We start from the raw sequence: 12,757 nt of genomic DNA on the forward strand, positions 1-12,757 counted from the left end.
GCAAAGTAAAACTAGATTCTGTAGCCCGTTGCTAAATTTAAGGTGGTATAAGCTTAAAGCCTCAAAATCGGTCGCGGGTTATGGTGATTTGGGAGCTGAAATTTTTATCATTTGTTGCTTATGAATACTTATTCTAATACATGTTTTTATTGTAAATGTGATAAAAATCAGGCAGAACGCCGATATTTTAGGTGAAGTGTCTTAGATGGATAATTAGTGAAGAATAGTCTTTGAAAGGGACACGATATAAGCAAGATTTAGGTATATACAACGTATCCACCGAATTATAAAAACACCTTTTGGAACACCTATAATAGCCACCATGACCGTCTTTCCGACTGTCATCAGGAGACTTGAGCGTATGGATAACCAATCTCTGTCGGAACATAGCATCGCCGCTGCAGACTTGCTCTCAGCGATGGCGAATCCCAAGCGCCTGATGATCTTATGCACGTTGGTGGATACGGAAGTGCCGGTCGGTGTTCTCGCCTCTCAGGTTGGTCTCAGCCAGTCCGCTCTTTCGCAGCATCTTTCGAAATTGCGGGCCCAGCGGCTGGTAAAGACACGACGGGATGCGCAGACCATCTATTATTCCAGCAACTCCGAATCCGTTAAGAAAATCCTGGCCTCCCTTGAGGAAATTTATTGCCAGGCGCAGAAGAGCAGCAAGACAGCCGCCTGATCCGGGGCCGTCAGGCCTCCGGCAGCATTGAATTGAAACCGGCGCTTGACGCCGGTTTTTCGTTTGTGAGTTACCTGACCGGGAGGGTGATCCCGCAAGGAGCGCGCTGGTCTTTGCGCCGGGTGCGATCAGCGGGCGGGAACAGCCTGCATCTGCTGCTTGAGCAGGGTTGCTGCAGCCGCGTATCCGCCGTCAGCGCCGTCCACGAAATGCATGTGATCCCGTGAAAGCGGGGAGGGTACGATACAGGTCATCAATGCGGCGTCCTGCTCATGCAGGCCGAAATAACAGCTTCCAGACAGGCGGCCTTGCTCCAGCCGGTCGCGAATTTTTTCGAGCCTTGCGGCGTCGATGTCCACGGTCATCTTCAAACCGTCGTCGAATTTCCTGAAATCGGTATTGCTGGCGACGGAGCGCCGATAGCGCTCCGCATTGAACCGTCCGAGCGAAAGACCCGTCAAGCCGAGCAAATTGATAAGCAGGGTCTCGCCGAGAATACGGGACGAACGGCGCAACTGGCCCCAGACGTCGCGATGGGCCGCTCCTGCGCGTGCCTCGAGATTCAGTCCCTCCCGCACGAAACCGAGCTTCGGGCCCTCCTCAGGCACGGGGTGGCCATGCCTTCCGTCCTGCTCGGCCAGATCGACAAGATCGGTAACAAGCTTGCGGAATGCCGGCATGTCCCGCGACGGCCCCGGCACCGCTATGATGGATACAACCTTGCCACGGGTCGCCGGAATGGGATTCCAGCGGCATGAGAGGCCGGTCAGATCCGGGCGTTCGCCTGCGGCTGCGGTGGGCAGGATATAAAGGCCTTCCTTCATCCGTGCTTCAGCCCAGCTATTGCCGCCACCTGAAAACATCGCATAGGATACATCGTCGCTTGCCTGAAAACGCGCGACGCGCACATCGAAGCCATTCTCACGAATATCCTCAACCGGAACCAGCGCTACCCGCATCGTAAGGTCGAGATCGTCCTTGACCCAACGCTGAACGGAAGAAAGAGCGGCGCTGGCAAGCGGCAGCCCGCCCGGGGGCACGGTGACGGCGGCGCCATCGCCGCCGAAAACGAAGGGCAGGTCGTGACGTCCGAGACTGTTCGACACACCGGAAATGACCGCCGCGCCGGCCATGTTCACCGCCTTGTATCGGCCGGTCTGGATCGCCGTCGTTGAATCGACGATATCGGCGATGGCAAGCCCCCATCCCGGTGGCAGGGCACGATAAAGCGCCGGATCAACCACGTCCTCAAAGCGCTGGAAAACGGGCAGGCCCGTCAGAAATTCGTCATCTGCTGTGATCATGCCGCGATTATCCTCCAGCGGCGGCCAAACGCCAAGCATTTCCATGGGGCGATACCGTGCTTCGGAGTGATAGGATCATGGCCCGCTTCGCGTTTGATTTACCTCTAATAGACCTAATCCAGCAAAGGTGACTTGCATAGATCATCAATCCTTCCGTATGAGTTGAGTGGAAGGCTCGGAATTCAAAAATGGAACGAGTTTTCGCCGGGAGGCGTCCGATAGTTTCATTCGGTCGGCGCCCATGGCGCTCACCGGGTCCCGCGACCCCCTTTAAGGAGACACCAGGATGAAACTGAAGACATTGACCAGCGTGACGCTTGCAGCGTCCTTCGCATTCGCACCCCTTGCCCATGCCGAAATCGTCATCGGCCTGATTGCGCCGCTTACCGGTCCTGTCGCCGCTTATGGCGACCAGGTCAAGAACGGCGCCCAGACGGCAGTCAATGAAATCAACAAAAAGGGCGGCATCCTCGGCGAACAGGTCGTGCTGAAGCTGGCCGACGATGGCGGCGAGCCGAAGCAGGGCGTTTCAGCCGCGAATCAGCTGGTTGCCGAAGGCATTCACTTCGTCGTCGGTCCGGTGACGTCCGGCGTCGCCATTCCCGCTTCGGACGTCTTTGCCGAAAACGGCGTGCTGATGGTGACGCCGACGGCGACTGCGCCGGGCCTTACCAACCGCGGCCTTTCCAACGTCTTCCGCACCTGCGGTCGCGATGACCAGCAGGCCGAGGTTGCGGCGAAATACGTTCTCGCCAACCTCAAGGACAAGAAGGTCGCCATCATTCACGACAAGGGCGCTTACGGCAAAGGCCTGGCAGATGCCTTCAAGGCGACGCTGAATGCCGGCGGCGTGACCGAAGTTCTCTACGATGCCCTGACGCCGGGCGAAAAGGACCTCGGCGCGCTGACGGCACGTCTGAAGTCCGACAATGCCGAGATCATCTATTTCGGCGGTTACCATCCGGAAGCCGGTCTTCTGGTGCGCCAGTTGAAGGATATCGGCTCCAAGGCTGCCGTTATCGGCGGTGACGGCCTGTCGAACAGCGAGTTCTGGAACATCGGTTCGCAGGCTGGCGAAGGCACGATCTTCACCAATGCTTCCGACGCGCTGAAGAACGCTGATTCCAAGGCTGCTGCGGAAGCGCTGAAGGCCGCCAACATTCCGGCGGAAGCCTTCACGCTTAATGCTTACGCTGCTGTCGAAGTCCTGAAGGCCGGCATCGAAAAGGCTGGTGCCAAGGATTCCGAAGCGGTTGCCAAGGTCCTGAAGAGCGGTGAAGCCTTCCCGACCGCAATTGGCAAGGTCACCTATGGCGAAAGCGGTGACCTGACCTCGCAGACCTTCTCGCTGTTCAAGTGGCAGGACGGCAAGATCGTCGCAGCCGAATAAGCTGACCTTACCGGCCGCACCTGTTGCGGCCGGTTTCATTTATGGCCTGAAGAGGGTGAAGGCAGCATGGCCGATGCCGGGACGCGCATAGACGGAGATATCGCTTTCGAGCGGATATTCCCCATCCTCAGGATGTTCGACGAGGCCAAGGCACGGGAGTTCTATATCGATTTTCTCGGCTTCGAGGTCGAGTGGGAACACCGCTTCGGCGAAAATTTCCCGCTCTACATGCAGGTTTCCCGCGCGGGGATGGGTCTTCATCTCAGCGGCCATCATGGCGATGCGACACCGGGCTCGAACATCTTTGTCACGATGCACGGCGTTCATGCCTTTCAGCGCGAACTGGCAGCGAAGGATTATCGCTTCATGAAGCCGGGTGTCGAAGAGTTGCCATGGGGCGACGTGATGGAGGTGACCGACCCCTTCGGCAACCGCATCCGTTTCTGCGAACAGAAAAGCCGGCCATGAGGCCTTGAAGGCCGCTACGGCTCTTGACCTTTGCCATGGTTTGAACGATAGAACGCGCAAATTGCGAACCGCGCGCACGGGTACCCCCGTGCGCGCGGTTCGTGCGTTTTGGGACTTGATGATGCAATTCGTTCGCATCCGCACGGGGACAGAAAATGAACGTTGAAGGCAATGCGCTGGTCAGGAAGCTCGCATTCTGGGGCATTCCGCTTTCTTTCGGTGTACTCGGCCTCAAGCTTGTGGCCTGGTGGGTTACCGGCTCGGTCGCGCTGCTGTCCGACGGTCTGGAATCGACCGTCAACGTGGTCGCGGCTTTCATCGCCTATTTCGTCATTCGTTATGCGCAGAAGCCCGCCGATGACGACCACCAGTTCGGCCACCACAAGGCGGAGTATATTTCCGCTGTTGTCGAAGGGGTGCTGATCGTTGTCGCCGCCCTGCTGATCGTGCAGGAGGCCTGGGGCGCTCTCTTCAATCCGAGACTGCCGGAAGCGCCGGTACTTGGTCTTGCCATCAATGCCGCGGCCGGGATCATTAACGCTGTCTGGGCGACAATATTGATCCGCGTCGGCAAACAGCATTCTTCGCCGGCGCTTGCGGCCGACGGCCACCACATTATGTCTGATGTCGTGACATCGGCAGGCGTACTTGTCGGCCTCGTCCTGGCATTGCTGACGGGCTATGCCATTCTCGATCCCGCGCTTGCCATTCTCGTGGCCGTCAACATTCTGTTTCAGGGCTCGAAGGTCATCCTGCATTCGCTGGGTGGCCTGATGGACCGGGCAGTGGAGCCCGAGGAGGATGAGGCGATCAAGAAGGCGATCGCAGCCAATTCCGGTGGCATTATCGGTGTCCATGATCTCAGAACCCGCCGCGCCGGTTCGGCCGCCTTCATCGATTTTCACGTCGTCGTACCGGCGATCATGACGGTGCGTGAGGCGCATGATATTTGCGACCGCCTTGAAGATGCCATAAGGGACGTCATACCGGGCGCCAGCCTTGCCATTCACGTCGAGCCGGAAGGCGAAAAGGCGCATGGCGTCAAAGTGATCGTTTAAAAAACAGGAGTTTTCCATGTCCGTGACGGATGTTTCCGGCCTGTCGCAGCTGGGCACGAAGGTCGATACGCCAGAGAGCCCTGAAAAGGCCGTTCTCGAAAAGGTGCCCAACGGCAATGCCGGCACCGATTATGTCGTGCGCTTTACCGCGCCCGAATTCACCTCGCTTTGCCCGATGACCGGCCAGCCGGATTTCGCCCATATCGTCATCGATTATATTCCCGGCGACTTTCTGGTGGAATCGAAGTCGCTGAAGCTGTTCCTGCAGTCCTTCCGCAACCATGGCGCATTCCATGAGGATTGCTCGGTCTATATTGCCAAGCGCCTTGTGGAATTGCTGCAGCCGAAGTGGCTGCGTATCGGCGCCTATTGGTATCCGCGCGGCGGCATTCCGATCGACGTGTTCTGGCAGACCGGACCGGCGCCCGAGGGCGTATGGCTGCCGGATCAGGGCGTTGCCACTTATCGCGGCCGCGGCTGATCCGGCTCTTTAGGTGAAAAAAAGCTCAAACGAACGAGCTATCGTCGCCTGAATCGAAGTCGGCATCATCGGCGCTGTCGTCGTAATCGGCCTGCTGGATATCGTCGTCATTGTTATCCTGCGGGTTCGCGCTGTCACCATAATAGTTGTTGATGACCGTTTCTTCGACTGGCGCATTGCCAGTGCCGCTATTGCCGCCGAAGGGCGAGCCGAGACCGAGCGACGACATGTGGCTGCCGAAGATGCCGCTCAGCGAGTTCGCAAGCAGCATGCCACCTGCAACGCCGGCTGCGGTGCCAAGCGCGCCCTGCAGGAAACCGCCGCCAGACCGGCCGGCTGCTGCCGGCTGCTGACCCCACGGTCCACCGGGCTGCTGCTGGGCTGCCTGCGATCCCCACGGACCGGCCGTCTGGCCAGCGGTATCGTTGCGCCACGAGGCCGGGGCGGCAGCAACAGGTGTTGGTGTCGGAGCTGGCGGCTGCGGCTGGCCGGTGCCGAAGATGGAACTGAGAAAGCCGCCCTGCGCTGCGGCCTGAGGGGCCGGGTTGGCGCTTTCCAATGCGTGGATGCGCTCTTCGAGCTGCTTGATATGGGCTGCTGCCGCCTCCAGTCCCTTCTCCTGCACGATCACCGCCTGAGCGAGATAATAGGGAGCTGCGGGCTGATCGCGCACGGCGTCTGCGATCAACGTTTCCGCCTCGCGGTCACGCGGGGTGGCGGATGCGGCCTTGGTTCTTTCGAACAGGCCCTTGAGAAGCTGGCTTTCTTCCGGTGACATGTGCTGCCTCCTTACCGTGAAGCGAAATTCTACGATAAGGAGGTAGGCCACAATTTTGGCTTTTCAAAGCGGTCCGAATTTTAAATTTCGGTAATGATTCTCAGCCGCCGAAAGCGAGCGAGAGGCCCGCAATCGCCGTGAGCGCGCCAACCGTGCGGCTGGCGACCGAGCCGAAGCGGGCGATGCCGAGACCGAGGGCGATGCCGGCAAGGTGCAGGATGGCGGTGGCGATCATGAAGCCGATGCCGAATTGCAGCGCGCCCGCGCTGCCGAGTTCGCCGCCATGCGCATGGCCGTGGAAAAGCGCGAAAGCGCCGACAACGGCCGCGGCTGCTGCGGTGGGAAGCTTTGCCGCCATGGCGACCAGAAGGCCAAGGCCGATGACGGAGGCGAGAATGGCGGGTTCGACGAAGGGAAGGTCGATGCCGTAAACCGCCATCAGGAAGCCCACAGCCATGGTGCCGACGAAGGCGGCCGGCACGATCCAGAGCGCCCTTCGGTCACTTTGCGCGACAGCAATCTGGGAGGCCCAGATGCCGACCGCCACCATCGCCAGAATATGATCCGCACCGAAGAAGGGGTGAGAGACACCGGCCATGAAGGAGCCGTGTTCTTCCGGGTTCAAATGCGCGAAAGCGGGCAGGGTGGTAAGGCCGAGCGCGGCGGCTGCAAGGCTTAGTCTTTTCAGCATGGTTCCCTCTTAAGATTATCGCCGCTCACCTGCTGTCTTGGGGTTCCGCAGCGTGCGGCACTGCAATGAGACGCTGACGATATCGCGAAGACGAACGAGCTGTCCATGCGTCATCTGCCGGGGGTGCTGTTTATTGTTCGGGCGCGAACCTTGTCTTTTTTGCTCATTGCCTTACGTAACAAGTCGCACTATGTCCGAAGGGCATGCACGAATTTTGCTGGAGAGAGCCGTTGATGAACGAAGACGAAGACGACAAGAGCAAGGAACTGCCGATCGGCAAGGAAACGGAAGCGAATCTTTTCAAGTCGCGTTCGATCTTCATCTATGGTGGCATCACGCAGGAACTGGCGCAGAAGGTCTGCACGCAGCTCGTGGCCCTTGCCGCCGCCAGCGACGACGACATCCGCGTTTACGTCAATTCTCCGGGCGGTCATGTCGAATCGGGTGATTCCATCCACGACATGATCAAGTTCATCAAGCCGAAGGTTTACATCATCGGCACGGGCTGGGTCGCCTCCGCCGGCGCGCTGATCTATGTTTCGGTGCCGAAAGAACGTCGCCTTTGCCTGCCGAACACCCGCTTCCTGCTGCACCAACCCTCCGGCGGTACGCGCGGCATGGCGTCCGACATCGAAATCCAGGCTCGCGAAATCATCAAGATGAACCAGCGCCTGATCAAGATCTTCTCCAAGGCCACCGGCCAGAGCGAAGAAAAGATCGCCAAGGATATCGATCGCGATTACTGGCTCGGCGCGGAAGAGGCCAAGGACTATGGCCTCGTCGGCAAGATCGTCGAAAGCCAGTCGGAACTCTGAGTTCCGGATTTTCAGTCGATAAAGCCCGCATCGGTGAAAACCGATGCGGGCTTTTTCCTTTCGGGCCGTTGTTATTTCATCATATCGCAGGCCTTCATCATGTCGGCTTTCTTCATCTTGTCCATTTCCATACCGGCCTTGTGCATGCAGGCCTTCTTGCCGGTCACGGACATGCCATCTTTTTTCATCGTCTCCATTTTCATCGCGTCGGGCTTCATGGCGTCTGTCTTCATGCCGTCGGCATGGGCGATGCCCGTGAGGGAAACAGTAGAGAGCAGGGAGGCGGCGGCAACGGCGGTGAAAATGCGGGTCATGAAGGGTCTCCTCTGGACGTGATCGAATGTCCGCCGGCATCATGTCGGGGATCACGATTGTCCATTCGGGAGAAATGGACGGTCGTTACAGCTTCACACGTTTGTGACAACATCTTCGGGCGAGATTTTTCAAACCACCGTGTAACAATATGCTGCCGACCGCGAATAACCCGATAGTGACAATGACAGGCAGCCTTTCAGAAGACACTTTAAAGACGCTGATGCTGCGTTCCCTCGACGGGGACGAAGGCGCCTACAGGCATTTGCTTCATGCCCTGCGCCGGCTGCTGACTGCTTACTACGGTCGGCGCATGGGCGCCGCTTCAAGGGCAGAAGTGGAAGATCTTGTGCAGGAAACGCTATTGTCGCTGCATGCGAAGCGGGCGACCTATGATCGCTCAAGACCGTTCACGGCCTGGTTTTTTTCGATAGCGCGCTACAAGCTCATCGATCACTATCGCGGCAGGGGCGCGCGCATGCGGGGGGAGGTGGAGCTGGATGAGACCCTGGAGGCGGATTGGTCTGTCGACGCCGTCACCGCGCGGATGGATATCGAACGGTTGCTCGAGGATTTGCCGGAGCGGCAACGCGAGCTCATTCGCAGCGTGAAGCTTGAAGGGCAGTCCATTGCCGAAGCGGCAAAAAAAACCGGCCAGACCGAGCTTGCGGCACGAGTCGGCATTCACAGGACATTAAAAACCCTGGCGGCGAAGTTGCGAGGCGACACGTGAAGAAAACGGAAGATATTATCGAGCGACTGGCAGCAGATCTCAGGCCCGTTCCGGCTTTTGCGCTCGAGCGTCGGCTGGCCTTTGCAGCCCTGCCGGCGCTTGGCGTTTCACTTCTGCTGATGTTCATCATTTTGGGACCGCGCGGCGATATGCGGGATGCGGTGAGCGAGCCAGCTTTCTGGGTGAAATCTTTCTACAATGCCCTGCTGGCGATGGTCGCTTTTTTCGCGGTCAGGCGTCTTGCCCGGCCGGAGGGAGAAAGAAGCTGCCTGTTTGTCGGGATCGCGGTGATCGTTTCGGCAATGGCGGTGATGGCCTTCGTGCAGCTGGGATTTGCCCTGCCTGAAGCCTACCGCAGGCTCATCCTGGGTTCTTCAGCCCTGCATTGCCCGCTCTTGATCGTCGCCTTTTCTGTTCCGGTGTTTTTTGCGAATTTTGCCGCTCTCAAACGATCTGCTCCTGCCGATCCCGCCCTGGCAGGTTTTGCTGCGGGACTTGCGGCCGGAGCGGCCGGAGCCTGGGTCTATTCCTGGTTCTGCAGCGAAAACGGCCTGGCCTTCGTGCTGATCTGGTATTCGCTGGGTATTCTCCTCACCGGTCTGATTGGGGCCTTCGCCGGTTCACGTCTTCTCCGCTGGTGAAGGCAGGTTTCCTGTTGTGTCGTGTCCGCTCATGCCGGCCCTGTGGGCTGTCAGGGGCCGGCACGATCCTTATCGTGTGTTACTGACCGAGGTTTGCCGGCACTGCGAAGGCTGCAAACTGGGTGAACTGCTTGCCCGGGTTGAAATTATCGTCCGAGGCGATGACAAAGAGCTGTTTGCCATCCACGACCGGTCCAAAAGCAAGGCTTTCGATATTGTCTATGTCGAGGCCGAAGTCGCCTTCCTTGATTTCGAACCATGCCGATTTGGAAACGGCGGCCACGGATGCCGGATCGATCCTGTCCTTGCCGAGAATATTCTCGGCGCGGGAGAGGTCGACGACGAAGAAGCGGATATGGTTGCCGACCCCGGAGGCGAAATTGCGCTCGACGGCGACGAGGCGGCCGTCCGGCAGGGCCGCAAGAGCGGAGAGGCCATTGTCATTGTATTTCGGCTCGGCGGCTGTCGGTGTGTTGGAGATCGCCTCCGTCACATAGATATGTTCAGCGACCGGCTTCAGGGTCGCGGTATCGATGACGAGAATACGGGCCGGGCTGCCCGCCTGCGGCGTCGCCTTCGGGCCATCCTGAGTGAGCGCATTTTCGGTGGCGGCGATCAGTCTGCCAGGTGTCAACGTCAGTCCTTCGAAGCCGAGATTGTTTTGCACGCCCCTGGTCTTCGCGTCATCGATGAGATAGGCGTCGGGCAGCGCCAGCCGTTTGACATCGCTTCCATCGAGGTTTGACACATAAATCGCCGGCTGGTTTTTCAGGTCGCGTTCCGAAGACCAATAGAGCTTGCCGCCCTTGCGGTCGAGTGTGATGCCTTCCGCGTCGATGCCTTTGGGAGCGAAGGCCGCGCCGGTCTCATCCTTCAATTCATGCATGGCGGCGATATTGAGGGTGGCGACGCCTTCCGACACCGCCAGTTCCAGCTCGTAATAACGGGCCGGGCCCTTTTCCACGCGGTCGTCGGAAATTGCGAGATAACGCCCGGTTTCGCTGTCGAAAGCGAGATCGGAGATCCCGCCGAAGGTGACGCCATCGATGGCGAGGCCGGAGGGAACGACGATCTGGCCCAGAAAGGCCGGCTGCGGCAGGGTCTGGGCAGCCGCCGGAAGGGCTGCAAAACCCAGGGCTGCAATGGTGACGATACGAAACATGAAGCTCCCTCCTGTGGCGGATGATCCGTTGCGATGCAGGGAGGATTAGCGTGCTGCCGCTAAACTTTGATGACGTTTTCCATGCCGGCGTACCCGAAGTCCGGCGGTTCATCTTGCCAAGCCCCGTCTTTTTTGATCCTGAATATAGCCATGCTTCATCCAGAGCGTGCTGCTATCTTCAGATTCGCGCTTCACGCTTCAAATTTGTTCGTGTCCGTCGCCAGTGCAGATCGCTGCGGTTTCTTGCGACGGGCAGCAGGCCGCAGAGTGCTTCATGCTGAGAGATTTTTCCGTCCAGAGCCTGTTCATGGGCTGCCTCACCGCCTTTGTCGGTTTCGCCAGTTCCTTTGCCGTCGTGCTGCAGGGCCTCAAAGCCGTGGGCGCGACCGATTTCGAGGCCGCGTCGGGACTGATGGCACTTTCGGTGGCGATGGGGCTTTGCGCCATCGTTCTTTCCGTCGCCACCCGGCTGCCGGTCAGCATTGCATGGTCGACGCCGGGCGCCGCACTTCTGGCCACGACGGGCGTGATCGAGGGCGGTTTTCCTGCGGCTGTCGGCGGCTTCATTGTCTGCGCCGTCCTGATCATCGTTGCCGGCCTGTTCAAGCCGCTCGGTCGGGCGGTTGCCTCCATTCCGGCGCCACTCGCCAATGCCATGCTGTCGGGTGTCATCATCGGCCTGTGTTTCGCCCCGATCAAGGCGATCGGCTTCAACCCGGCGCTTGGCCTGCCGATCATTCTGGCGTGGATTGTCGTGGGGGCTTTCAGGCGGCTGTTTGCAGTACCTGCGGCCCTTGCCGCCTTCGTGCTGGTGATGATTTTCGGCGTCGATATTCCGGCGGGTGCGCTCGATAGCGTCGCGCAATCGCTGACGCCGCCGATGGAATGGGTAACGCCCGTCTTCAGCCTGCATGCCGTCGTCTCCATCGCGCTGCCGCTCTTCATTGTCACCATGGCCTCGCAGAATATTCCCGGCATTGCGGTGCTGAAGGTCAATCACTACGACCCGCAGCCCGGCCCGCTTTTCGCCGCGACCGGCTTTTTCTCGCTGCTTTCCGCGCCCTTTGGCGGCCATGCGGTCAATCTTGCGGCAATAACGGCGGCGATGTGCGCGGGCGAGGATGCCCATCCTGATCCAAAGCGGCGCTATTGGGCGGCGATCATCGGCGGTGTCGGCTATATTATTTTCGGTCTGCTAGCCGGCGTGGTCACGGCCTTCGTGGCGCTTGCGCCGCCTATCCTCATTCAGGCGGTGGCGGGGCTGGCGCTGGTCGGCGCTTTTTCCGGCTCCGCGGTCGCCGCGTTCAAGGACCCCGAAACCCGCGAGGCTGCGGCCATCACTTTCCTCATCACGGCCTCCGGCCTCTCCTTCGGCGGCGTTTCCGGCGCTTTCTGGGGCTTGATCGGCGGCGGGTTGATGATGGCGTTGCAACGGTTGGTAAGGCGTGGTTAGATAGTGGAAATGGTATAGTTTTTATATTATATTCTCATGGAATTCGAATTTGATCCGGCCAAGAGCGCTGGCAATAAAGACAAGCACGGGATTGATTTTGTCGATGCTCAGGCGTTGTGGCACGACAAATTCGGTTTGACCGTTACCGCGCTGGGCGTCGGTGAAGAGCGGTTTGCGCTCATCGCTCTTCTCGGCGGCAAATTATGGCTCGCAGTGCATACGCTGCGGGATGGGCGTATTCGAATCATTTCCGTTCGGCGCGCCCGTGAGTTAGAGAGGCATCATTATGAAGACAATAAGCGCAGAAGAATTCGACAGAATGGCTGATGATGGCGAGGACATCGGTGAGTATCTCGACTGGACAACGGCGCGGCATCTGAATATCGAGCCCAAACGTGTCAACATCGATTTTCCGACGTGGGTCGTCAACGACCTGGACAATGAGGCTCGGAGACTTGGGGTGACCCGGCAGTCGCTTGTCAAATTGTGGATCGCGGAAAGGCTTGAGATCGGCCGACACGCAAAATAGGCCTGCACCGCACAAGATCACTTGTCAGACCGCCAGCCGCTGTTTATACACATCGCCATGAGCAACAGCATCGCAACCATTTCCGGCATGAGCGCGCAGATTTCTGCGAAGGCCTCGCCGTGCGGTGCACTCTCGCTTCTTAGCCTCGACCTTACACGCGGTTGCCGGGTCCAGTGAGGAGCGCCCGGCGGCCGAAAGCCCGCTGGTGCAAACGCTCCTCATCTCGAAATCTCATTTTATACTGGATTTAGGCCCTCAAG

General features: G+C 59.0%; 16 protein-coding genes. 11 read left to right on the top strand and 5 right to left on the bottom strand.

Features of this window, described 5'->3' with window-relative positions; all coding sequences use genetic code 11:
- The first annotated feature begins 361 nt into the window (after positions 1–361).
- Positions 362–682, top strand: coding sequence for an ArsR/SmtB family transcription factor (locus FHW77_RS05635; RefSeq protein WP_003524068.1), 321 nt, complete (start codon positions 362–364; stop codon positions 680–682).
- 128 nt (positions 683–810) lie between these two features.
- Here FHW77_RS05635 and FHW77_RS05640 read toward each other — a convergent pair whose 3' ends face one another.
- Entirely contained in the window at positions 811–1,986 is a 1,176-nt protein-coding gene (locus tag FHW77_RS05640; RefSeq protein ID WP_034498837.1) for a DUF3095 domain-containing protein, read from the bottom strand.
- A gap of 286 nt (positions 1,987–2,272) precedes the next feature.
- Here FHW77_RS05640 and FHW77_RS05645 point away from each other — a divergent pair, with 286 nt between their 5' ends.
- The 4 genes from FHW77_RS05645 to queF all read left to right on the top strand — a co-directional run bounded on the left by FHW77_RS05645 (position 2,273) and on the right by queF (position 5,383).
- Complete coding sequence (locus tag FHW77_RS05645) at positions 2,273–3,376, top strand: branched-chain amino acid ABC transporter substrate-binding protein (protein ID WP_004443027.1); 1,104 nt, start codon at positions 2,273–2,275, stop codon at positions 3,374–3,376.
- 66 nt (positions 3,377–3,442) lie between these two features.
- Positions 3,443–3,844, top strand: coding sequence for a glyoxalase superfamily protein (locus FHW77_RS05650; RefSeq protein WP_004443026.1), 402 nt, complete (start codon positions 3,443–3,445; stop codon positions 3,842–3,844).
- Positions 3,845–3,999: 155 nt separating this feature from the next.
- Positions 4,000–4,902, top strand: coding sequence for a cation diffusion facilitator family transporter (locus FHW77_RS05655; RefSeq protein ID WP_004443025.1), 903 nt, complete (start codon positions 4,000–4,002; stop codon positions 4,900–4,902).
- A gap of 16 nt (positions 4,903–4,918) precedes the next feature.
- On the top strand, positions 4,919–5,383 hold the full coding sequence (gene queF, locus FHW77_RS05660) for a preQ(1) synthase (protein WP_004430149.1): 465 nt from the start codon (positions 4,919–4,921) through the stop codon (positions 5,381–5,383).
- 25 nt (positions 5,384–5,408) lie between these two features.
- On the opposite strand, the gene FHW77_RS05665 is transcribed toward queF, so the two are convergent.
- Positions 5,409–6,161, bottom strand: coding sequence for a DUF2076 domain-containing protein (locus tag FHW77_RS05665; RefSeq protein WP_004443024.1), 753 nt, complete (start codon positions 6,159–6,161; stop codon positions 5,409–5,411).
- A gap of 100 nt (positions 6,162–6,261) precedes the next feature.
- Complete coding sequence (locus FHW77_RS05670) at positions 6,262–6,852, bottom strand: HupE/UreJ family protein (RefSeq protein WP_004443023.1); 591 nt, start codon at positions 6,850–6,852, stop codon at positions 6,262–6,264.
- Positions 6,853–7,085: 233 nt separating this feature from the next.
- Here FHW77_RS05670 and FHW77_RS05675 point away from each other — a divergent pair, with 233 nt between their 5' ends.
- A complete protein-coding gene (locus FHW77_RS05675) occupies positions 7,086–7,667 on the top strand; it encodes an ATP-dependent Clp protease proteolytic subunit (RefSeq protein ID WP_003523060.1) in 582 nt (193 codons plus the stop codon).
- A gap of 71 nt (positions 7,668–7,738) precedes the next feature.
- On the opposite strand, the gene FHW77_RS05680 is transcribed toward FHW77_RS05675, so the two are convergent.
- A complete protein-coding gene (locus tag FHW77_RS05680) occupies positions 7,739–7,981 on the bottom strand; it encodes a pentapeptide MXKDX repeat protein (RefSeq protein ID WP_004443022.1) in 243 nt (80 codons plus the stop codon).
- Positions 7,982–8,163: 182 nt separating this feature from the next.
- Between FHW77_RS05680 and FHW77_RS05685 the strand changes: the two genes are divergently transcribed.
- Both FHW77_RS05685 and FHW77_RS05690 read left to right on the top strand, forming a co-directional pair.
- Positions 8,164–8,712 carry a sigma-70 family RNA polymerase sigma factor gene (locus FHW77_RS05685; RefSeq protein ID WP_044459666.1) on the top strand — a complete coding sequence of 183 codons (549 nt, stop codon included), beginning with the start codon at positions 8,164–8,166 and terminating at the stop codon, positions 8,710–8,712.
- Positions 8,709–9,353, top strand: a complete 645-nt coding sequence (locus FHW77_RS05690) for an NrsF family protein (RefSeq protein ID WP_034498755.1) — start codon at positions 8,709–8,711, stop codon at positions 9,351–9,353. The genes FHW77_RS05685 and FHW77_RS05690 overlap by 4 nt, the downstream gene beginning before the upstream one ends.
- 79 nt (positions 9,354–9,432) lie before the next feature.
- Here the strand turns inward: FHW77_RS05690 and FHW77_RS05695 are convergent, their stop codons facing one another.
- Complete coding sequence (locus FHW77_RS05695; protein WP_004443019.1) at positions 9,433–10,515, bottom strand: esterase-like activity of phytase family protein; 1,083 nt, start codon at positions 10,513–10,515, stop codon at positions 9,433–9,435.
- A 274-nt stretch (positions 10,516–10,789) separates the two neighbouring features.
- Between FHW77_RS05695 and FHW77_RS05700 the strand changes: the two genes are divergently transcribed.
- Genes FHW77_RS05700 through brnA form a run of 3 tightly spaced genes read left to right on the top strand, consistent with a single transcriptional unit; the run spans position 10,790 to position 12,497 of the window.
- Entirely contained in the window at positions 10,790–11,968 is a 1,179-nt protein-coding gene (locus FHW77_RS05700) for a benzoate/H(+) symporter BenE family transporter (RefSeq protein ID WP_004443018.1), read from the top strand.
- Between the two features lie 36 nt (positions 11,969–12,004).
- The gene (locus FHW77_RS05705; RefSeq protein WP_004443015.1) at positions 12,005–12,295 is read left to right on the top strand and encodes a BrnT family toxin; all 291 of its coding nucleotides are present in this window, start codon (positions 12,005–12,007) and stop codon (positions 12,293–12,295) included.
- Positions 12,255–12,497: a type II toxin-antitoxin system BrnA family antitoxin gene (gene brnA / locus FHW77_RS05710; protein ID WP_004443014.1), complete on the top strand. Its 243-nt coding sequence runs from the start codon at positions 12,255–12,257 to the stop codon at positions 12,495–12,497. Before FHW77_RS05705 ends, brnA begins: the two co-directional genes overlap by 41 nt.
- Positions 12,498–12,757: the final 260 nt, after the last annotated feature.

The organism is Agrobacterium sp. RC10-4-1 (genome assembly GCF_014138475.1).
GTDB lineage: Bacteria > Pseudomonadota > Alphaproteobacteria > Rhizobiales > Rhizobiaceae > Agrobacterium > Agrobacterium pusense.

What these genes read in the sequence shown, in the direction of transcription:
- FHW77_RS05670 (WP_004443023.1), bottom strand. Translation starts at nt 6,852, where the DNA reads ATGCTGAAAAGACTAAGCCTTGCAGCCGCCGCGCTCGGCCTTACCACC.
- FHW77_RS05645 (WP_004443027.1), top strand. Translation starts at nt 2,273, where the DNA reads ATGAAACTGAAGACATTGACCAGCGTGACGCTTGCAGCGTCCTTCGCA.
- FHW77_RS05665 (WP_004443024.1), bottom strand. Translation starts at nt 6,161, where the DNA reads ATGTCACCGGAAGAAAGCCAGCTTCTCAAGGGCCTGTTCGAAAGAACC.
- FHW77_RS05705 (WP_004443015.1), top strand. Translation starts at nt 12,005, where the DNA reads ATGGAATTCGAATTTGATCCGGCCAAGAGCGCTGGCAATAAAGACAAG.
- FHW77_RS05655 (WP_004443025.1), top strand. Translation starts at nt 4,000, where the DNA reads ATGAACGTTGAAGGCAATGCGCTGGTCAGGAAGCTCGCATTCTGGGGC.
- brnA (WP_004443014.1), top strand. Translation starts at nt 12,255, where the DNA reads ATGAAGACAATAAGCGCAGAAGAATTCGACAGAATGGCTGATGATGGC.
- FHW77_RS05675 (WP_003523060.1), top strand. Translation starts at nt 7,086, where the DNA reads ATGAACGAAGACGAAGACGACAAGAGCAAGGAACTGCCGATCGGCAAG.
- FHW77_RS05650 (WP_004443026.1), top strand. Translation starts at nt 3,443, where the DNA reads ATGGCCGATGCCGGGACGCGCATAGACGGAGATATCGCTTTCGAGCGG.
- FHW77_RS05685 (WP_044459666.1), top strand. Translation starts at nt 8,164, where the DNA reads ATGACAGGCAGCCTTTCAGAAGACACTTTAAAGACGCTGATGCTGCGT.
- FHW77_RS05700 (WP_004443018.1), top strand. Translation starts at nt 10,790, where the DNA reads ATGCTGAGAGATTTTTCCGTCCAGAGCCTGTTCATGGGCTGCCTCACC.
- FHW77_RS05680 (WP_004443022.1), bottom strand. Translation starts at nt 7,981, where the DNA reads ATGACCCGCATTTTCACCGCCGTTGCCGCCGCCTCCCTGCTCTCTACT.
- queF (WP_004430149.1), top strand. Translation starts at nt 4,919, where the DNA reads ATGTCCGTGACGGATGTTTCCGGCCTGTCGCAGCTGGGCACGAAGGTC.
- FHW77_RS05695 (WP_004443019.1), bottom strand. Translation starts at nt 10,515, where the DNA reads ATGTTTCGTATCGTCACCATTGCAGCCCTGGGTTTTGCAGCCCTTCCG.
- FHW77_RS05640 (WP_034498837.1), bottom strand. Translation starts at nt 1,986, where the DNA reads ATGATCACAGCAGATGACGAATTTCTGACGGGCCTGCCCGTTTTCCAG.
- FHW77_RS05635 (WP_003524068.1), top strand. Translation starts at nt 362, where the DNA reads ATGGATAACCAATCTCTGTCGGAACATAGCATCGCCGCTGCAGACTTG.